Source organism: Roseovarius sp. W115 (genome assembly GCF_032842945.2).
Lineage (GTDB): Bacteria > Pseudomonadota > Alphaproteobacteria > Rhodobacterales > Rhodobacteraceae > Roseovarius > Roseovarius rhodophyticola.
The window spans coordinates 450,028-468,949 of sequence record NZ_CP146606.1 but is presented as its reverse complement, the minus strand read 5'-3'; the positions used below and the strand labels follow the sequence as shown (position 1 = coordinate 468,949).

Below are 18,922 nucleotides of genomic sequence, written 5' to 3'. Positions count from 1 at the left end.
CATGGAGTTTCTTGTCGCCTCCGCCATTGGCATTCTCACCGCGGCTGGCATCTATCTGGTGCTGCGTTTGCGGACATTCCCGGTGATCCTGGGCATGTCGCTTCTGACATATGCAGTGAATGTCTTTTTGTTCGCGTCTGGCCGATTGGTTATTGGAGCGCCGCCCATCCTTGTTGACGGGGTCGAGACCTATACGGATCCGCTGCCGCAGGCGCTGGTTCTGACCGCGATCGTGATTTCATTTGGCATGACCGCCGTGGTCGTGATGATCGCACTCGGTGCGTATCTCAGCTCGGCAGATGACAAGGTGAATGATCCTACCGATCCCGAGGCTCAGGCTGAAGCCGAGGAGGACGTGGCATGACACACTGGATCCTCGCGCCAATCATCCTTCCGGCCATTCTCGCGCCTTTCATCGTTCTGGCCGCACGCTATCACATTCAGATTCAACGCGTGTTCTCCATGGCCGGTGTCGTAGCCCTGATCGCCATTGCAGCAGGGCTTGCCTGGCAGGCGTCTGATGGCACGGTGACCCTCTATCAGCTTGGCGATTGGGCCGCGCCTTTTGGTATTGTGGTTGTGGGTGACCGGCTTTCAACGCTGATGGTCCTGCTGACGGCGGTGTTGGCCTTCTTTGTGCTGCTCTATTCGATGGCATCTGGTTGGGACGAACGTGGACGCCATTTCCACGCGCTCTTTCAATTTCAGTTGATGGGCATAATGGGCGCGTTTCTGACCGGAGACCTTTTCAACCTCTTTGTGTTTTTTGAGGTTCTGCTGATCGCATCCTATGGCCTGATGATCCATGCCGGAGGGCGGGAAAGGCTGCGCGCGGGCGTGCAATACGTGCTCTTCAACCTGCTCGGCTCGACGCTCTTTCTCTTCGCACTTGGGTCCATCTATGCTGAGACCGGAACCCTCAACATGGCCGATTTGGCCCAGAGGGTGACCTTGATCGACGCCGAGGAAACCGTTGGTATCCGCGTTGCGGCGGTTCTGCTTTTGCTCGTCTTTGCCATCAAAGCGGCACTTGTCCCGCTTCACTTCTGGCTACCCTCAAGCTATGCCGAAGCGCCTGCGCCGGTGGCGGCGCTCTTTGCGATCATGACCAAAGTGGGCGCTTACGCGATTATCCGCGTCTACACGATCATCTTCCCACCTGATCTTGAGGTGACAGCCGGGCTTCACAGTGATTGGCTTTTGCCGGCAGCGCTCATTTCGCTGGCCATTGGCATGGCTGGCGTCCTGGCGGCCAAAAAACTGGACCGGCTGGTCACGTTCTCGGTTATCGGCTCCATGGGTATGGTCATGGTCGCCATATCGCTTTTCACGGCCGAAAGCATCGCAGCGGCACTTTACTACATTGTGCATTCCACGCTGGCGGGTGCGGCTTTGTTCCTGATCGTAGACCTTGTGCGCAGCAGCCGTGAGCACCTGAACCTGACGCTTTTGCCCCCGTGGCCGGTGCGGCCTTGATCTCAGGTCTCTTTTTTGTGGCAGCGATCGCGATGGCCGGGTTGCCGCCATTGTCAGGGTTCTTGGGCAAACTCTTGATCCTCGACGCCTCTTACACGTCTGCAAGTGGTGTATGGGTTTGGGTTGTCGTCCTGACAGGTAGTCTTATCAGCATTGTTGGGTTTGCCCGCGCCGGAAGCATGGTGTTCTGGAAAGCAAAAAGTGTCGCGCCTGAACCCTTGGAAGACAACGAAGACGAAGAAATCGCGCCTCAGGCAGAAGCCCCTGCAACCCTGTCTTATGTGGCTGTTGGCGGTCTCTTGGCTTTGCTGATCAGCTACACGGTCTTCTCCGGACCAGTCCACGCCTATATGAGCGCCACTTCGGCGCAGCTTTTCGCGCCGCAGCGCTATTTCTCGACTGTTCTGGACACGCCCGGCAAACTGAGTAAACCCAAGCAAGAGGAGGCGCACTGAGATGAGCAAAGTTTTCAACTGGCTCTTTCCACACCCCTTCCTGACGCTCTTGCTGACGGTGGTTTGGACGCTTCTGCAGAACAACATCTCTGCAGGAATGGTGGTTTTTGGCTTGATCCTTGGAATTATCATACCGCGCATAACCGCCGTATGGTGGCCGGACCGTCCGCACGGCATACGGCTTTTGAAGCTGTTCAACTACATGATCATTGTGCTCTGGGACATCCTTGTGGCCAATGTTCAGGTCGCATGGATTGTTCTAACACGACCCAATTCCAAGCTGCGCCCGGCCTGGGTTATCGTGCCGCTTGACCTCAAACAGCCCGAAGCCATCACGGTTCTGGCGGGGACCATCACCCTGACGCCGGGCACGGTTTCTGCAGATCTCTCCAGTGAAGGACACAGCCTTCTGGTGCACACGCTGGACACGGACGACCCGGATGGTGTGCGCGATGAAATCAAGACCCGGTATGAAGCCCGCCTGAAGGAGATTTTCCTATGACCGCCGCACTGGAGTTCATGAATATCGCCTTGGTCATCGCCTTTTGCGCGGTGGCGATCTCGCAGGTTCTGTGCATGATCCGTCTGGTGATCGGACCAGACACCGGCGACCGCATCCTTGCTCTGGATACGATGGTGGTGAACGCCATCGGGATCATCGTGCTCTTGGGCATCTGGCAAGGCACGCAAATCTACTTCGAAGTGTCGATGATCATCGCCATGCTTGGATTTGTTTCGACCGTGGCTTATGCGCGCTTCAAACTCAGGGGAGATATCATCGAATGACCCTTGATGCTGTATTGATCTACATTGCCGGGATCTGGCTTTTGATTGGGGCGATCTTTGCTTTGGTGGGGTCCATTGGTCTTTTGCGATTCACCGACCCCATGACCCGTCTGCATGCCCCGACCAAGGTGGGCACGGTTGGCATCGGCGCGCTGCTGCTTGCCGGGATGATCCATGCTTTTGTGACCGGCGACGGGTCGATCCACGAGTTGTTGATCATGTCGTTCCTGTTTGTCACCGCACCGATTTCTGCCAACTTCATCGCCAAGGTGCATATCCACCGGCGTACATGCGAAACACCACCTGAGCCGCTGAAGGACAAAACGTGGTCCACGCTTGATGTGCCCGAGGAAAGGCCCAAAGCGGTTGAAGCAGAAGCGTAAGGTCTCGCAGGAAGACACTCCAAAAATGTTTCGCGCGCGAAACGCTTTAAGGTCTTGTTAGGTTTTGCAGTCTTGCAAACGGTCGGCGCGGCGGGGTGAAACCCCGCCCTACCGTTTTCTGGCCTACCGTTTTCTGGCCTGACCTATGCGCGGGCGCGCTCGCGTTTGGGATCATAAAAGGGCGTGTTGCACACTGTTGCCGTCAACCGCTTCATGCGACCGTCCATTTGACCCACTTCCAGAACCGTTCCGTTTTCGGCATGTTCCACGGCCAGCCGCGCCATGGCGATGGTTTTGTCCATGATGGGCGAGCGTGTGGCCGAGGTGATTACCCCAATCGCGCGCTCTCCGGCAAAGACATGCGCGCCATGGGCGGGCACATCGTCACTTTCAAAGCTCAAGCCTTTGAGCATTTTGCGCGGGTCGCGTGCATTGCGTTCCAAAGCGGCACGTCCCACGAAATCAGGCTTCTTGAGGTCAACGGCAAACCCAAGCCCTGACTCGTAAGCATCGACACCCGGGGCGAATTCAGCACCTGCTGCGGCAAGCCCGGCCTCGATGCGCAACATCTCAAGTGCGGCGGATCCCATCGGGGCGATCCCGAATTCCTCTCCGGCAGCCATCACAGCATCCCAAAGTGCCGTGGCATCATCCTGTGCGCAGAAAAGCTCGTACCCCAGCTCACCTGTGTAGCCAGAGCGCGCCAGCATAAACGGCACGCCCTCACGATTATTGAGCCGCGCAACCGTCGCGCCGAACCATTTCACATGCTCCAGTGCCGGAACTTGCGGTTGGGTGAAGACAATCTTCTGCAACAGGTCACGAGATCTTGGCCCTTGCAGAGCCAGATTGGGAAGGGCGCCGCCCATGCCGTGAACGCGCACCTGCAACCCTTCGGTCTGTGCCAGATCTGACAGCACCCGCGCACTTTCTTCTGTGCCGCAGCACCACCGGAACAAGTGCGGGGCAAGCCGAAAGAGCGTGCCATCGTCGATCACCGCACCGGCATCATCGCACATCAGCGCATAGGTCCCACGCCAGACGGCCAGGCGCGAAACATCCCGTGTCAGGGCCCTTTGCAGAAGCTTTTCGGCATCTGGACCCACGATGTCGTATTTGCGTAACCCGCTCATATCCTGCAGCGTGACCCGTTCGCGACAGGCCCAGTACTCACCAATCGTGCCGACACCGGGAAAGCTGACCGGTGCCCAGAGATCGCGCGCAGGTGCGAAATGTGAGGTAAACTTGGAGGTGCAGGGGTGAAACGCGCTTTCCTGGCTGATCGACATGGGCGCATCTTCCTTTTCGCGATAGGCCACGGCGCGCCGGATCGGGGCCTCAGGCTTGTAGATGCGCACATGCACATCTGTGGGGTTCCAGCCATTGATCGGGTCAATATCATCAGGACATGCTGTTGAGACACAGACCAATTCATCCATCGCTTTGAGCGCCACATAATCCCCGGGCCGGGAATAGCTTTCCTCGGTCATCAGCCCGTGATGGTTTGGATCAATCCAGGTGTTCCAGAAAAAGTTGATCGCAGGCCAGGCTGCGCGCCGTTCGACCCCACACGGCGATAGCGCGCCGGATATATTATCAGAACAGTTTACATGCCCCGGAAAACCACGCTCTTCGTATCCGCGCGCGGTGCAGGCCAATCCAAACGTGTCATGCCGCCCACAGGTATCCTGCACGACATTCATGATGGGCCGCATGTCGCGATCAAAGAACTTATCGAAAAGCCCTGGTGTCGGATAAGCCCCGCGCACCATGGACCGCGTCGCGGTGCTGTCGATCATCAGCTCTTCGCCGCGGTCCAGCCCCTCACTTCGCAGCGCCATGAAATCAGAACATTGCTGTCCCTCGACGTCGATGATCTGTACGATCTCACCGGGGTGCACCTCATAGGCGTGTGCCGTGCCGCGTGACACGGTGAACTCATCGCGCACGTCTCCGAGCGGTGGCGGCAGGAACAGGGCAGGAGACGGTTTGGCGGGTTTATGTGTGACTTCAATCGGACCCGGTGCAGCGTCACCAACAAGATCTGCTGGCAGAGTTGGGTTGATGGCCCATACGGTGCAGGCCTCTTTTGCAGACAAGGCCAAGAGCTCGTGTGTTGGCACATCCACCACTGACAAAGAGGGGCCTGCCGCTCCGCCATGTGACACAAACCAACCGGCAAGCTCGGCACTGTCAAATGCGCTCAAAACAAGCGCAGTCGTTTTCTCCAAGCCCAAAAGACCCGGTGCCGTCGTGCCCTTTTTGTCGATAACCAGCAGGCTGAGCGGCCGCGTTTCACCCCTGGGCGTGATCGACAGCAAATCACCCGAAGAGAGATCAAACCGAACCGCTTGGCGCGGGCCTAAAAGTTTGCGAAACCGCTCAGATTTGTCGGGAAACCCTGCAAAATTGCGACCATGCTTTGCATAGCCGATATTGCTGAACTCATGATGGACTGGTGTAGACACCACCGCCCGGACTCCGGTTTAAAACCATGCCGATCCAAAATTCGACAAAGGTCAAAGAGCGCAAGTCGCTACGCGCTGTCAAGAGGCGAATGATAAGGAAATCGCTATTCTGCCAGATGGCACGCAACACGCGTCTCGCCGATCACCCGCATCTCCGGGCGCTCCTGACTGCAGCGGTCCACGGCCAGCGGACAACGCGGATGAAACGCGCAACCTGTTGGCGGGTTTATGGCATCGGGAATTTCACCTTTGGGCGGATCAACCTCACGCCCAAAGGCATCCATGCGGGGGGCGGCATCAAAAAGCATCCGGGTGTAGGGGTGTTTAGGGCTTTCGAAAAGGGCATCGCGCGGCGCCTCCTCAACCAGACGGCCGAGGTAGAGCACGCCGATCCGGTCGGCCATATGCTGGACCACCGTGAGGTCATGACTGATGAAGAGATAAGTCAGGCCCAGGTCTTCGCGCAGGTCCGACATCAGGTTGAGAACCTGACTTTGCACCGACACATCCAAAGCCGACGTCGGTTCATCGCAGACAATGATCTTGGGGCCAGAGGCCAGCGCGCGCGCGATGCAAATCCGCTGTCGCTGACCGCCAGAGAATTCATGCGGATATTTTGAGGCATCTGCCGCCGACAGCCCCACCTGTTCCAGCAAACGCTCAGCCAGACCCGTCGTGTCGCCACCCCGCGCCGCCACCGGCTCGGCAATGACGTCGCGCACCCGCCAGCGCGGATTGAGCGACGCATAAGGGTCCTGAAAAATCATCTGAATGTCAGAGCGCACCGCATCGACCTTGGCGTCATCGCGCTCTGTGGCCAGATCAACACCGCTGATCTCAACCGCGCCCTCGGAAGGCGGCACAAGACCGACCACAATCTTACCAATGGTCGATTTGCCCGACCCGCTTTCGCCAACCAGCGCGTAAACCGTCTTTTCCTCGATGTCGAAACTCACATCCGAGACGGCAGTCAGAAGCGCCACGGGCAGACGTTCAATCACACGGTTGAGCCAGGGCTTTGAGACGTCAAAAACACGCGTCAGGTTACGCACCGAGATCAAAGCGCTCATGCGACAGACTCCTTTGCCGCGAGGGGAAACCAGCAGGCCGCGCGCCCGTCGCATGTATCAAGGCGGGGCGAGGGGTCTTGCCGACACCGGTCCTGCGCAAAGTCGCACCGTGGGTTGAAGGCGCAGCCCGTGGGCAGCGCGCCCAGGCGCGGCATAGAGCCCGGGATTTGGCGCAGGCGCTTCTGGCCCTGGCTGGCCAGCGGGGTCGAGGCCATGAGACCCGAGGTATAGGGATGCTGGGCTTCGGTGATCACCTCGCGTACCGGACCAAGCTCGGCCAGCCGCCCGGCATACATCACGGCCACGCGGTCTGCGGCCTCGGCAATCACGCCCATGTCGTGGGTGACCAGCATCACCGCCACGCCGCGCTCACGGCAGAGCCGCTTCAAGAGCGCAACAATCTGGGCTTGCACCGACACATCAAGCGCCGTGGTCGGCTCATCCGCGATGACCAACTCCGGCTCGGCACACAAGGCCAGTGCAATCACAACCCGTTGCCGCATCCCGCCAGAGAACTCATGCGGATAGCTGTCGATCCGTTGCGCGGCGGCGGGGATGCCCACTTCTTCGAGCGCTGCAATGGCCCGTTTCTGCGCCTCGGCCTGACCAACACTGAGATGTTCCTGAATGGTCTCGGTGAGTTGATCGCCCACGGTCAAAAGCGGATTGAGAGAGGTCAACGGGTCCTGAAAAATCATCCCCATATGCCGCCCCCTGAGCCGACGTAGCTTGTTTCGCGAGATGTTGTGAATGGGCTCCCCCTTTAGCAACACCTCCCCGGATGTGATCCGCGCCGGAGGGTCGAGCAAGCCAATCACAGCATTGCCCGTCATGGACTTGCCCGCCCCGGACTCGCCCACCACGCCCAGGATCTCCCCGGCATGAATGTTATAACTGACCTGATCCACAGGCCGCAGAATGCCGTGGCGGGTGGGGATTTCCACGACCAGATCGCGAACGGAAAGGATGGGGGTATTTGTCATCGCAACCTCGGGTTCAACGCGTCTCTGAGCCAATCGCCAAGCAGGTTAATCGACAGCGCCAGCGCCAGAAGCGTTGCCGCGGGGAACAGCAGGATCCACCATTCACCCGAGAACATGAACTCTTGCCCGATGCGGATCAGGGTGCCGAGGGATGGCTTGGTGGGCGGTGCGCCGACGCCAAGGAAGCTGAGCGTGGCCTCGGCGATAATGGCCAGAGCCAGCGAAATCGTGGCGATCACCAGCACTGGGTTCAGCACATTCGGCAGGATATGCCGCAGCATGATGGAAAACCGCGAACGGCCAATCAGCTTGGCGGCCTGCACATATTCCTTGTTCTTCTCCACCAGCGTCGTGCCGCGCACCACCCGCGCGAACTGCACCCAGTCGCTCAGACCAATGGCCAGGATCAGCACCCAGATCGCCATCTGATCGCGGTACTCAGCCGGCGTAATGCCCTTGGCAATCCCGAAGATCAGCATCGCCACAAGGATCGATGGGAAGGTGAGCTGCACATCCGCGATGCGCATGATGATGCTCTCGGTCCAGCCACCCAGATAGCCCGCAATAAGACCCAGTGTGACGCCAATGAGCATGGCCAGCAGTACCGCCGAGAACCCGACGAATAGCGAGATGCGCATGCCATACAGGATCGTCGAGAACACGTCGCGCCCCTGATCATCCGTGCCCAAAAAGAACGTATCGCCGGTAAAGGCATTGGCCTCTCCCGGTGGCGTGAACCCGTTCATCAGGTTCAGAGTGGCCGGGTTAAAGGGATCAAATGGCGCAATAAGCGGCGCAAAGACCGCTGCCAGAACCAGAACCAGAACAACGACGGCCGAAACAATGGCCACCGGCGCATGGCGGAACGACCACATGAAGTCGCTTTCCCAGATGCGTTTCATGCGCGACGGGGCAGGGGCAGAGACTTGGGTCTCAGAAAGCGGCGCGTCTGTCATCAGTGGCCTCCTGCTGTGCGATCCACGCGCAGGCGCGGATCAATGGCAAAGTAAAGCATGTCGACAATCAGGTTGATGCTCACAAACATCACCGAAATCATCATGAGGTAGGCGGCCATAACCGGAATATCGACGAACTGCACCGCGTTGATAAAGAGCAAGCCCACGCCCGGCCACTGAAACACCGTCTCGGTGATGATGGCAAAGGCGATAATGCTGCCAAGCTGCAGGCCGGTGATGGTGATGACCGGCACCAGCGTATTCTTGAGCGCATGGCGGAAGTTGATGGCGCGGTCCTTGATCCCGCGGGCGCGGGCGAAGCGGATGTAATCCATGCGCAGCACCTCAAGCATCTCGGTGCGCACCAGCCGCATAATGAGCGTCATCTGGTAAAGCCCCAACGTAATCGCTGGCAGCACCAGCGCTTGCAGACCACTTTGGGTGAGAAAGCCAGTGGACCACCCGCCAATCTGCACGGTTTGTCCGCGACCAAAGCTGGGCAGCCATCCAAGCTCGACGGAGAACACGTATATGAGCAAAATACCGATCAGGAAGGTCGGCAAAGACACCCCGATCAGCGAAGCTGTCATGATGATGTTCGCGGTTACCCCTCGTTTTCGGATGGCCGTGAATATCCCAAGGGCGATCCCGCCCAAAAGCGCCAGAAGTCCAGAGACAAAAGCCAATTCAAGCGTGGCAGGCAGGCGTTCCAGCAAGATATCGGCGACAGGTCGTCCCTGCCGGTAGCTCAGGCCGAAATTGCCCTGCACGGCATTTTCCAGGAATTTGTAGTATTGCACCACGAAGGGCTGATCGAGGCCAAGGTTTTCACGCAACCGTTCGACATCTTCCATCGTCCGTTCTTGCCCAAGCATGTTTTCGATCGGATCGCCGACAAATCGGAACATCGCGAAGGCCACAAGACCCACGACCAAAAGCACGAGTGCGGATTGCGCCACACGCCGGATGATATAGGCAAGCATGATCGTCCCCAATCAAAGCTGCATGCACGTGTTGTTGTTCTCTGGCATGCAAAGGGCAGGGCGGCCCGCTAAGGCCGCCCCGCGCTGTCTTAGTTCATTTTGAAGAATTTGAACTTCGGATCATCTTCCGGGCTCACTTCGGTGCCGACCTTGTCGGTCATGCCCCAGTTGAGCACCTGGTGGTGGATCGGCACGTAAAGCGCCTCTTCCTGCACCACAGTCCAGATATCGTTGATTGTCGCGTTGCGCGCCTCAAGGTCTGTCTCTGAGGCAAGACTGACAATCTTGGCATCAAGATCCGGGTTGGAATAGCCTGTCCCGTTCCAGCTGCCGCGCTCTTCGCCACGGGTGTGGACGAGGAAGTTGAAGATGTATTCCGAGTCGTAGGTCGGAACACCCCAGCCCAGCATATAGAAATCCGTTTCATCATTCTGGATAAGCGGGAAATGCTGCGCTTTTGGCTGAGCATTGAGGTTCACGGTCACGCCGATTTGCGCCAGCATGCCCACGGCTGCCTGACAGATGCCCTCATCATTGACATAGCGGTCGTTCGGACAGTCGAGCTGGATTGAGAATCCATCACCATATCCGGCATCCGCCATCAGTGCCTTGGCCCCTTCGACATCTGTTGTCGAGCTTGCGTCCATGTCTGCATCCCAGCCATTGACGAAGGGCGGTGCGATCATGCCCGCAGGCTGCGACTGCTCACGCATCACAACCTTCTTGATCGCATCGCGGTTGATCGCCATGGACATCGCCTTGCGCACGCGCGCATCAGCCAGAGGGTTCTTGCCCTCGACATTGTCGTTGCGGATGTCTTCGTCACCCATGTTCATGCCGAAGAAGATCACCCGGTTTTGCGGCGCTGTTTTCACCACCAGACCGGCGGTGTCCGCCACGCGGTCAAGGTCCTGAACCGGCACGTCCTGAATGAAGTCAACTTCGCCCGAGAGCAGAGCGGCCACGCGTGTCGCAGCGTTCTGAATCGGGGTGTAGACGATCTCGGTCACATCAAGCTGGAACTCGTCTTTGCCCCAGTAGCTTTCATTGGCCGACAGGACCGTTTTCACATCCGGCTCACGGCTGACGACCTGGAAAGGCCCGGTGCCGTTTGTGTTGGTCGAGGCAAATGTCGTTTCACCGCCCGCGATGTCCTGCACCGCTGTGGCATTGTTCGCCTCGGTCCAGGTTTTGTCCATCATGAAGAGGTTGGTGAGGTTTGCTGGCAGAATGGGGTTTGGCCCGTTGGTGACAAACTCAACCGTGTGATCATCAACGGCGCGCACCTCGGTGATCGAGGTCAACAGCTCTTTCATGGCCGAGTTTTCGGATTGCGCACGATTGATCGAGAACACCACATCCTCTGCGGTGAAGTCCGATCCGTCATGATAGGTCACACCCTGGCGCAGGTTGAACACCCACACATTCGGATCACCCTCTTTCGGTGCCCAATCGGTGGCCAATGCGGCCTGAAATGCGCCGGAATGGTCGCGAATGATCAGCGGCTCATAAATCTGGTGCGCCAGCGTGTGGGTGGGCCCCTCGTTCTGCGCATGCGGGTCCAGTGTCAGCGAGTCGCCCGCGCGTGCCCAGCGCAATGTCTCTGCCGAAGCGCCTGCTGCCACTGTCGACAGCAACAGCGCAGCAAGAATGGTTTTCTTTTTCATAATTGTCTCCCTGATTGTGCCCCGGCCCAGGCGTGTCCGGAGCTATCCCACGACAATATCCAAAGCGTCACGCGCTGCAAGAAACTTCGACTCTGGGTTGCGCGAGGGAAAGAAGCGAGTTGCTGCGGAAGTTGCCCGCGCGTGTTGACAGAATTCGCCTGCCAGTGGCGGAGAGGCTATGTGTCGAGCGTCAATGTCACACGATCTCCTGCAAAAAACGTTCGCCCGTATTCTACCGGCTGTCCTTCCAGATCGACATTCACCCCGGTAGACCGCAGCAACGGATCACCTTCGCGCATCTGCAGGTGGAGCGCCTGAGTTGCATTGGCCAGCACGGCCGTTAGACGTGTGGACTTGCGTGTGTAATCTGTCACGCCCGCAACACCCAAGGCCTCGGTCACACCTCGGCTCTCCAGCAAAGCCCTCTCAATTCCCGGCAGACGCGTGATTGGAAACAGGCTCTCGAAAACAGCGATCGGTAGGCCATCTGACAGGGACAAACCGTGAAAAGCGCACACCGGGTCTCCCTCAGCTATATCAAGCACTTGTGCCTCTTCCGCAGATACTGCGCGGGTCTCGATATGAAGAAGGCGCTTTTGCGGGGTACGGCCTGCGGCGAGCAGGTTTTCGTGAAACCTGACGCGTTTGCCAATTGGATACTCCGTGGGACGGGCCGTTACAAAAGTGCCTGATCCGCGCCGCGTACGCAGCAGACCTTCATCGACAAGTTTGGATACGGCATGGCGTACCGTGTGGCGATTAACGCCAAACTTTTTGGCCAGTGCCGCTTCTGTCGGGAGCTTGTCACCGGGCGCATAAAGACCTTCGGAGATATTGTCCCGGAGCGCCGTTGCAATCGCCAGCCAGATTGGAGTGCGGGCGCGGCCAGAGATGGGGGCGTCATGCAAAGGTCAACATCTCCTCTGTTCAAACGTGGATGGTTTGATATGATATGTCTAGTTGTATATTAATTTGGCAAGTTGTCTACATGACCGCATACACACGTCACAATGCACACCGCCCGGCTTGGCCCGGCGCGCAGAGCAAAGCGGTGGCAGCATGACCCTCACGGTTTTCAGCGCGGTGATTTTCGCCGCGCTTTTGCATGCAGGCTGGAATGCGTTGGTCAGGGGTGGGCGTGACAAGACCACATCCATGGCGGCGGTTGTGGCGGGTCAGGCCTTGTTCGGCGGATGTCTTGCCGCAGTGCTGCCGCTGCCTGCGCCCGAAAGCTGGCCTTGGATCGCAAGCGGTGTGATCCTGCATATCGGTTACCAGTTCTTTTTGTCCGCAGCCTATCGCACTGGTGAGTTGAGCGAAGTCTACCCATTGGCGCGAGGGACGGCGCCGCTTTTGGTTGCCATAACATCCGTCACGATCCTGGGCATAACGCTTGGTCCGTTTGAGTGGATAGGTGTGATCCTGATTTCCTGTGGTCTGGCAAGTCTGGTGATTGTCCGAAGCAATGGACGCTTTCAGCTGCCGGCCCGGGGGACTTTGATGGCACTTGGTACGAGCGTCTTTATAGCGGCATATTCTCTCAATGATGGATTCGGCGCGCGCCTTTCCGGTTCCCCTGTTGCGTTCTTTGGGTGGCTGGCGCTAATCAATGGATTGGTATTCACCTCAATCCTTCCGTTTTGGCGGCCTGATGCCCTACGTGCGCTGCCCGGCGCATGGCCTGTCGTGGTGATCGGAGGTGGTGCGTCCTTCGCGGCTTACGCCCTAGTGGTCTGGGCTTTCACGCAAGCGCCCATCGCAACGGTCTCGGCGCTGCGAGAGACATCAATCCTCTTCGCCCTGGCCATCGGCGTGGGCCTCATGGGCGAAAAGGTTAATCTCCGCCGACTTGTCGCCGTCTTCCTGACGTTGCTCGGTGCTATCGCTCTTCGGCTGGGGAAATCATCATGAAAACACCTGCCTTCGATTGCCGCAAAGCGCACGGGATCAAGGGGGCAATGGCGGTGAACTGCGATGATTGAAGGTCTGTCTCACATCACCTTTGTCTGTCAGGATATCGACCGTATGGCCTTGATCCTGAGCGAGATGATCGGCGCCGAGCAAATCTATGCCTCTGATGAGAAGACTTTCTCTCTCTCGCGAAAAGTTTCTAAGCGCAGGCGGTCTTTGGATTGCGGTGATGGAAGGCCCATCCCTTTCAGAGCGCAGCTACAATCATGTGGCCTTCAAAGTCTCCGAGGCTGTTTTGGAGGAGGCAACCCAAAAGGCCGAAAGACTCGGGCTGGACATTCGCGCACCCCGTCCCCGGGTTCCGGGCGAAGGCCGGTCGCTCTATTTCTATGACGAGGACAATCACCTTTTTGAATTGCACACCGGCACACTCGAAGAACGCCTCGAAAGATATGCGCAGAAAGACACGGCTTTGCTTTGACATTGACGGCAGTGGTGATCCTGTAGATCATTCTGAGGCTTCAGGTTCGAGTACAAACCAAAAGGCAAAGTGATGCGCGCGGCCATCGTCAGAGAATTCAACGAAGACCTGTCCATCGAAACAATGGCCGATCCGGCCTGTCCCGACGACGGCGTGGTGCTCGAAGTCGCGGCCTGTGGGGTGTGCAGGTCTGACTATCACGGCTGGACCGGCGAGCATCCTCTGATCAAAAGCGGGTCGCTTCTAGGCCATGAGTATTGTGGCACCGTCGTCGAAGCCGGACCTCAAGCTCAACACAAAATCGGCGACCGCCTGATCGCGCCGTTCATCCTGGGATGTGGCAGTTGCCCGGCGTGCCACACAGGCGTGTCCAACACCTGCGCACACCAGATCGTGCCGGGGTTCAGCGCGCCCGGGGCTTATGCCGAATATGTCGCCGTGCCCTATGACCATAACCTGGTGCATCTGCCCGAAACCATGACGCCTGCGCTTGCTGCCGGCTTGGGATGCCGTGTCACAACGGCGTGGCATGCCCTGACGGACAGGGCCGCTGTCAAAGCCGGGGAATGGGTTGCTGTCCATGGCACGGGCGGCATTGGGCTGGCCACTTTGCTCTTGGCAAAATGGCTGGGGGCACAGGTCGTGGTTGTTGATATCGTCGACGAAAAACTCGAACACGCAAAGCAACACGGTGCCGATGCTCTTGTGAATGCCGCAAAGGAAGACGCCGCTGAAGCCATCCGGGACATCACAGGCGGCGGAGCTCAGGTTTCCATTGAGGCCTTGGGCATTGAGCCAACCACCAACGCCTCAGTGGAATGTCTGGCAATACTTGGCCGTCACGTGCATGTGGGCATGCCCGCCGGAGATGGCCGCATGGAAATTAACCTGCGCGCGATCTATGCCAAACAACTGTCCTTCTTCGGCACACGAGGCATGCCGTCCTGGAAATACCCGTCACTCCTTGGAATGATCGAACGCGGTGAGGTGGACATCAGCCCCATGGTCGCCCGCGAAGTGCCGCTCTCTGGCGCCAGCGCCGAGCTTCGTGCCATGCACGGACCAACGTCGCCAGGTACGGCGGTGATTACGGACCTTAAGAGCTAGTCCAGTTTGAAACCCTGCGCGCGGATATACGCCCCGAAGTCTGCGCGCTCTTGCTGGCTGTATTGGCGCACTTTATCGTCTGACCATCCATAGTCGTCCTTATGCCCAAACTTTTCCGCAAGGCGCTGCGTCGAATACGGCTGCGCCTCTCGGCGCGCGGTATCATAGGTTTCAACCGCTTCCTGCAACCCGTCTTCGCGATACCGGTCCACATGGCATGTGGCCGACAACGGCAGGCGCTTGGCGATCTTGGCTGGTTCCTTTGGATACCCGATCGCCAGCCCCGCGAAGGGGAACACATGTTTGGGCAAGTTCAAAAACTCTGATAGGGCGCGTGCTTCATTGCGCACCGCACTGATCGGGCAACAGCCTAGTCCAACGGCCTCAGCTGCCGTGACAAACGCGCCCAAGGCAATGGCGGCGTCCCCGACGGCGTTGAAAAACGCATCAATATGGTCATTGGCAAAGGGCACATTGTGCCAGTCATGCAGCAACCTCTGCCGCCGGTTGTTGCCGCAAAAAACTGCGATCATCGGTGCATCTGCGACCCAGGACTGACCTGAAACAAGGCTTGCAAGCTCGGCACGCAGGACCGGGGATTGCAGCAGGATGATATCACGTTGTTGCAGATCGCTTTTCGTAGGCGAAGCCATCGCGGCAGCGCACAATAAATTCAGAATGCCTTGTGGCACGGGTTTGTCCTGAAACGCACGACAGGATCCTCGGGATATCATTGAGTGCAGCAGCTCAATCGGTGCGTCGGCGACTTGCACCTCTGGCGCATCATCATAGCGCGCGCTCAAAAGGTCTTGCAGATTGGAGTCGGAGGCGTGTGTCATGTGTTTCCAGCGTTTGCAGGTTTATGAAAGAAAAACTAACAAATACCGTAAGAATTTATCGCATTCATTAAGTTTTCCTATACGCTATACTGTTGCACAAAGCTGACGCCCTGTGGAAGACAAGACCCGGAAAATGACATCGAATATCCTGAAAGTCACACTCGAACGCAATGCCGGTGGGCAGACCGAATTCGATGTGCCGGCCTACGAAAGCCAGACCGTTCTGGATGTCGTGTCCTGGATTCAGCAGAACGCCGATCCGACGCTGAGCTATCGCTTTGCCTGTCGCGTGGGGATGTGCGGGTCTTGTGCAATGATGGTTAACGGCGTGCCGCGGTGGACATGTCGCACGCATATCTCAAAGGTTCTCAATGGTGACGCAGTCACAATTGGTCCGCTGCGCAATCTGCCGGTGATCAAGGATCTGGCGGTGGACATGGATCCGTTCTTTGACAAATGGGTTGCGGCTGAGGCGGTGCATCACGGGGCTTTGACGCGCGATGATCCGATTGCCTCAGTTGATGAGACCAGCGAAGAGCGAGTGACGGCCAATGCCGGGATTGAGTGCATCAACTGTTCGGTCTGCTATGCCGCTTGCGATACGGTCGCAGGCAATCCCGATTACCTTGGGCCGGCTGCCTTGCAACGCGCCTGGACTTTGCTCAACGACGCCAAGGACGAAGGTCGCGCTGCCATCCTTGAGGCGGTGTCGGGGCGTGGGGGCTGCCACAACTGCCATTCCATGGGGTCGTGCACCGCCTATTGCCCCAATGATCTTGACCCGATGTCGGCCATTGCCGGGTTGAAGCGGGAAACGGCCAAATCCTTTTTCAAGCGGGGGCGCTGATGCTGAGCTTGCGTCTATACATGGCTCAAAGGATCACCGCGCTTTTGATGGCGCCTTTGGTTGTCGGGCATCTGGCGGTGATGATCTATGCCATTCAGGGTGGTTTGAGCGCCGAGGAGATTCTTGGTCGCACGCAAGGTTCACTCGCGTGGTTCCTGTTTTACGGCACGTTCGTCGTTGCGGTTGCCGTTCACGGGGCCATCGGCCTGCGCACGGTTGTGCATGAATGGGGTGGGCTGAAAGGCACCGCACTTGAGCTTTTCATGTGGGCTGTGGGCTTGGGTCTTTTTGCAACGGGAGCACGCGCCGTCTGGGCCGTGACATTTGCATGAAGGCGGCGGCGGGCATAACCTCGCGTGCGCACCCGCTGTGGCTGGCCTATATTTTGCACCGTCTGTCAGGCCTTGGCCTTGCGCTGTTCCTGCCCTTTCATTTCTGGGTGCTGGCGCTTGCGACGACTGATCCTGCAAGGCTCGATGGGTTTCTCGCCTTGACAGAGGCAGGAGCCGTGAAATTCGCCGAATTCGGGCTAGTCTTTTTGTTGGCGGTGCACATGTTCGGTGGTCTGCGTTTGATGGCGCTGGAGTTTCTGCCCTGGACGCCGTCGCAAAAGACGCTGGCCGCCGGGGCGGCAGCCCTGTCGTTCCTGATTGCCACACTGTTTCTGCTGAAGGCGATTTGAGATGCGTTTGTCAGACATCGAAAGACACGACACGGATATTCTGATCCTCGGCACTGGGGGGCGGGGCTTTTTGCGGCGCTCCATGCTCAGCAATCCGCGCCCGAGGGAACCAACATCACCATTGCGGTCAAAGGCCTTATCGGCAAATGCGGCTGCACCCGGATGGTGCAGGGCGGCTATAACGTGGCGCTGGGCGGCGGCGATACGGTTGAGCGGCACTTCATGGACACGATCAACGGAGGCAAGTGGCTCCCCAATCAGGATATGGCCTGGCGGCTCTGCGAGCAGGCGGTGGTGCGCATTCGCGAGCTGGAAAACGAGGTTGGATGCTTCTTTGACCGCAATCCGGACGGATCCCTGCATCAAAAGGCGTTTGCCGGGCAGACGGCGGATCGCACCGTGCATAAGGGGGACCTCACCGGCATCGAGATCATCAACCGTTTGATGGAGAAGGTGCTCGCCAGCGGCGTTGAGAAACTGCAGGAGCATCGTGCCATCGGGTTGATCCCGACGAAGGACGGCAGCGCGTTGGCCGGTGTTCTGATGATCGATATGCGCACGGGGCGCTTCCGGTTTGTGCGCGCCAAGACGGTTCTGATGGCCACGGGCGGCGGGCCGACGATGTACAAGTACCACACGCCCTCCGGCGACAAGACGATGGATGGTCTTGCCATGGCCCTGCGGGCAGGGCTGAAGCTGCGCGACATGGAGATGGTGCAATTCCACCCCACGGGGCTTCTGGCCGGTGACCACACCCGCATGACCGGCACCGTACTGGAGGAAGGCCTGCGCGGGGCAGGTGGTCAGCTCATCAACCATGCCGGTCAGCGGTTCATGTTCGATTATGACGGCAAGGGCGAGCGCGCCACGCGGGATGTGGTTAGTCGCGGCATCTATGCCGAGATGCGCAAGAACAACAATCCGGATCAGGAAGGCGTCTTCATCTCCATGTCGCATCTGGGCCCTGAGTGGGTGGCCGAGAAATTCAAAGGCATGGTCAAACGTTGTGCCGACTGCGGCTTTGATCTGGCCGGTGGCAAGGTCGAGGTGGTGCCCACGGCGCATTACTTCATGGGCGGCGTGGTGGTCGATGTGGACACGCGCACGGGCTTGGAAGGGCTTTATGTGGCGGGCGAAGATGCCGGCGGCGCGCATGGCTCCAACCGGCTCGGCGGCAACGGTGTGGCCAACTCCACCGTCTATGGCGGGATAGCGGGCGATACAATGGGCGCGGATATCGCTGGCATGAGCCTGCGCGATCCCGATGAGGCCGTCCTGGAGGCTGAGTTTGAGCGCGCGATCTACCCGCTGAGCCGCAAGCCGGATCTCGTTCTGCCCCTGCGCAAAGAGCTGCAGGATCTGATGTGGGAAGAGGTCGGTGTGATGCGCACCGAGGCGGGCATGAAACGCGGGCTGGAGGGGATTGCGCAGGTGTCGGATGCTCTGATGGGTGTTGGCGTAGAAGGCAGCAACCTGGCCTTTAACCTCACCTGGCACGACTGGCTGAACCTACGCTCGCTTTGTGATATCTCTGAGGTCATTGCCAAGGCCGGGATCGCGCGAGAGAATTCCCGTGGCGCGCATTACCGTGAGGATTTTCCTGATCCGGGCGCGATGGAGGAGAGTGAATACACGGTGGCGACGCAAGGCGCGGACGGCGTCGAGGTCACCCGCGAGCCGGTCGCATTCACTATCGTGCGGCCGGGAGAGACGGTGCTGCCGGAAGGTGAGCCAGAGACATTGGTGGCGGCGCAGTGAGACGTCGCCAAGCAAAAGCCGCAGTCCCGGACTTGATCCGGGACCTTGTTGTCACATTGAGGTCCCGGAT

Annotated in this window: 17 protein-coding genes and 3 pseudogenes; 12 read left to right on the top strand and 8 right to left on the bottom strand. The window is 58.6% G+C overall.

All coding sequences use genetic code 11. From position 1 onward, the window contains the following. Window position 1 precedes the first annotated feature (1 nt). The 5 genes and pseudogenes from RZS32_RS02380 (at window position 2) to RZS32_RS02360 (ending at window position 3,100) form a co-directional block, all read left to right on the top strand. A complete protein-coding gene (locus RZS32_RS02380) occupies window positions 2–364 on the top strand; it encodes a Na+/H+ antiporter subunit C (protein WP_317055436.1) in 363 nt (120 codons plus the stop codon). Further along, window positions 361–1,931: pseudogene (locus tag RZS32_RS02375) on the top strand (monovalent cation/H+ antiporter subunit D). Before RZS32_RS02380 ends, RZS32_RS02375 begins: the two are co-directional and overlap by 4 nt. Window position 1,932: 1 nt before the next feature. Continuing rightward, window positions 1,933–2,433, top strand: a complete 501-nt coding sequence (locus tag RZS32_RS02370; RefSeq protein WP_317055434.1) for a Na+/H+ antiporter subunit E — start codon at window positions 1,933–1,935, stop codon at window positions 2,431–2,433. Then, the gene (locus RZS32_RS02365) at window positions 2,430–2,717 is read left to right on the top strand and encodes a K+/H+ antiporter subunit F (RefSeq protein WP_317055433.1); all 288 of its coding nucleotides are present in this window, start codon (window positions 2,430–2,432) and stop codon (window positions 2,715–2,717) included. Before RZS32_RS02370 ends, RZS32_RS02365 begins: the two co-directional genes overlap by 4 nt. After that, on the top strand, window positions 2,714–3,100 hold the full coding sequence (locus RZS32_RS02360) for a Na+/H+ antiporter subunit G (RefSeq protein WP_317055432.1): 387 nt from the start codon (window positions 2,714–2,716) through the stop codon (window positions 3,098–3,100). Before RZS32_RS02365 ends, RZS32_RS02360 begins: the two co-directional genes overlap by 4 nt. Window positions 3,101–3,243: 143 nt before the next feature. Here the strand turns inward: RZS32_RS02360 and RZS32_RS02355 are convergent, their stop codons facing one another. The 7 genes from RZS32_RS02355 to phnF form a co-directional block, all read right to left on the bottom strand. Then, the gene (locus RZS32_RS02355; protein WP_317055431.1) at window positions 3,244–5,568 is read right to left on the bottom strand and encodes a DUF1989 domain-containing protein; all 2,325 of its coding nucleotides are present in this window, start codon (window positions 5,566–5,568) and stop codon (window positions 3,244–3,246) included. A gap of 104 nt (window positions 5,569–5,672) precedes the next feature. Continuing rightward, window positions 5,673–6,638: an ABC transporter ATP-binding protein gene (locus RZS32_RS02350; RefSeq protein ID WP_317055430.1), complete on the bottom strand. Its 966-nt coding sequence runs from the start codon at window positions 6,636–6,638 to the stop codon at window positions 5,673–5,675. Further along, entirely contained in the window at window positions 6,635–7,621 is a 987-nt protein-coding gene (locus RZS32_RS02345; RefSeq protein ID WP_317055429.1) for an ABC transporter ATP-binding protein, read from the bottom strand. Before RZS32_RS02345 ends, RZS32_RS02350 begins: the two co-directional genes overlap by 4 nt. Further along, entirely contained in the window at window positions 7,618–8,577 is a 960-nt protein-coding gene (locus RZS32_RS02340; protein ID WP_317055428.1) for an ABC transporter permease, read from the bottom strand. Before RZS32_RS02340 ends, RZS32_RS02345 begins: the two co-directional genes overlap by 4 nt. Beyond that, window positions 8,577–9,560 (bottom strand): ABC transporter permease, encoded by a 984-nt coding sequence (locus RZS32_RS02335; RefSeq protein ID WP_317055427.1) that lies wholly within the window; start codon window positions 9,558–9,560, stop codon window positions 8,577–8,579. The genes RZS32_RS02340 and RZS32_RS02335 overlap by 1 nt, the downstream gene beginning before the upstream one ends. 89 nt (window positions 9,561–9,649) lie before the next feature. Further along, the gene (locus RZS32_RS02330) at window positions 9,650–11,227 is read right to left on the bottom strand and encodes an ABC transporter substrate-binding protein (RefSeq protein ID WP_317055426.1); all 1,578 of its coding nucleotides are present in this window, start codon (window positions 11,225–11,227) and stop codon (window positions 9,650–9,652) included. A gap of 176 nt (window positions 11,228–11,403) precedes the next feature. After that, on the bottom strand, window positions 11,404–12,135 hold the full coding sequence (phnF, locus tag RZS32_RS02325; RefSeq protein ID WP_317055425.1) for a phosphonate metabolism transcriptional regulator PhnF: 732 nt from the start codon (window positions 12,133–12,135) through the stop codon (window positions 11,404–11,406). 151 nt (window positions 12,136–12,286) lie between these two features. Between phnF and RZS32_RS02320 the strand changes: the two genes are divergently transcribed. The 3 genes and pseudogenes from RZS32_RS02320 (at window position 12,287) to RZS32_RS02310 (ending at window position 14,726) form a co-directional block, all read left to right on the top strand. Beyond that, on the top strand, window positions 12,287–13,138 hold the full coding sequence (locus RZS32_RS02320) for an EamA family transporter (RefSeq protein ID WP_317055424.1): 852 nt from the start codon (window positions 12,287–12,289) through the stop codon (window positions 13,136–13,138). Window positions 13,139–13,201: 63 nt separating this feature from the next. Further along, window positions 13,202–13,619 (top strand): annotated as a pseudogene (gene fosX, locus RZS32_RS02315) (FosX/FosE/FosI family fosfomycin resistance hydrolase). Between the two features lie 72 nt (window positions 13,620–13,691). Further along, on the top strand, window positions 13,692–14,726 hold the full coding sequence (locus RZS32_RS02310; protein ID WP_317055422.1) for a zinc-dependent alcohol dehydrogenase family protein: 1,035 nt from the start codon (window positions 13,692–13,694) through the stop codon (window positions 14,724–14,726). Here RZS32_RS02310 and RZS32_RS02305 read toward each other — a convergent pair. Next, window positions 14,723–15,565, bottom strand: a complete 843-nt coding sequence (locus RZS32_RS02305) for a nitroreductase family protein (RefSeq protein ID WP_317055421.1) — start codon at window positions 15,563–15,565, stop codon at window positions 14,723–14,725. The genes RZS32_RS02310 and RZS32_RS02305 overlap by 4 nt on opposite strands. 133 nt (window positions 15,566–15,698) lie before the next feature. On the opposite strand from RZS32_RS02305, the gene RZS32_RS02300 reads away from it, so the two are divergent. From RZS32_RS02300 to RZS32_RS02285, 4 genes and pseudogenes are all read left to right on the top strand, one after another. After that, a complete protein-coding gene (locus RZS32_RS02300) occupies window positions 15,699–16,412 on the top strand; it encodes a succinate dehydrogenase/fumarate reductase iron-sulfur subunit (RefSeq protein ID WP_317055420.1) in 714 nt (237 codons plus the stop codon). Then, complete coding sequence (locus tag RZS32_RS02295) at window positions 16,412–16,744, top strand: succinate dehydrogenase (protein WP_317055419.1); 333 nt, start codon at window positions 16,412–16,414, stop codon at window positions 16,742–16,744. Before RZS32_RS02300 ends, RZS32_RS02295 begins: the two co-directional genes overlap by 1 nt. Beyond that, a complete protein-coding gene (gene sdhC / locus RZS32_RS02290; RefSeq protein ID WP_317055418.1) occupies window positions 16,741–17,094 on the top strand; it encodes a succinate dehydrogenase, cytochrome b556 subunit in 354 nt (117 codons plus the stop codon). Before RZS32_RS02295 ends, sdhC begins: the two co-directional genes overlap by 4 nt. Before the next feature lies 1 nt (window position 17,095). Then, window positions 17,096–18,852, top strand: a pseudogene (locus tag RZS32_RS02285) (L-aspartate oxidase). Window positions 18,853–18,922 lie beyond the last annotated feature (70 nt).

Coding starts and splice junctions, on each gene's coding strand:
- RZS32_RS02380 (WP_317055436.1), top strand. CDS start 2: ATGGAGTTTCTTGTCGCCTCCGCCATTGGCATTCTCACCGCGGCTGGC.
- RZS32_RS02370 (WP_317055434.1), top strand. CDS start 1,933: ATGAGCAAAGTTTTCAACTGGCTCTTTCCACACCCCTTCCTGACGCTC.
- RZS32_RS02365 (WP_317055433.1), top strand. CDS start 2,430: ATGACCGCCGCACTGGAGTTCATGAATATCGCCTTGGTCATCGCCTTT.
- RZS32_RS02360 (WP_317055432.1), top strand. CDS start 2,714: ATGACCCTTGATGCTGTATTGATCTACATTGCCGGGATCTGGCTTTTG.
- RZS32_RS02350 (WP_317055430.1), bottom strand. CDS start 6,638: ATGAGCGCTTTGATCTCGGTGCGTAACCTGACGCGTGTTTTTGACGTC.
- RZS32_RS02345 (WP_317055429.1), bottom strand. CDS start 7,621: ATGACAAATACCCCCATCCTTTCCGTTCGCGATCTGGTCGTGGAAATC.
- RZS32_RS02340 (WP_317055428.1), bottom strand. CDS start 8,577: ATGACAGACGCGCCGCTTTCTGAGACCCAAGTCTCTGCCCCTGCCCCG.
- RZS32_RS02335 (WP_317055427.1), bottom strand. CDS start 9,560: ATGCTTGCCTATATCATCCGGCGTGTGGCGCAATCCGCACTCGTGCTT.
- RZS32_RS02330 (WP_317055426.1), bottom strand. CDS start 11,227: ATGAAAAAGAAAACCATTCTTGCTGCGCTGTTGCTGTCGACAGTGGCA.
- RZS32_RS02320 (WP_317055424.1), top strand. CDS start 12,287: ATGACCCTCACGGTTTTCAGCGCGGTGATTTTCGCCGCGCTTTTGCAT.
- RZS32_RS02310 (WP_317055422.1), top strand. CDS start 13,692: ATGCGCGCGGCCATCGTCAGAGAATTCAACGAAGACCTGTCCATCGAA.
- RZS32_RS02305 (WP_317055421.1), bottom strand. CDS start 15,565: ATGACACACGCCTCCGACTCCAATCTGCAAGACCTTTTGAGCGCGCGC.
- RZS32_RS02300 (WP_317055420.1), top strand. CDS start 15,699: ATGACATCGAATATCCTGAAAGTCACACTCGAACGCAATGCCGGTGGG.
- RZS32_RS02295 (WP_317055419.1), top strand. CDS start 16,412: ATGCTGAGCTTGCGTCTATACATGGCTCAAAGGATCACCGCGCTTTTG.
- sdhC (WP_317055418.1), top strand. CDS start 16,741: ATGAAGGCGGCGGCGGGCATAACCTCGCGTGCGCACCCGCTGTGGCTG.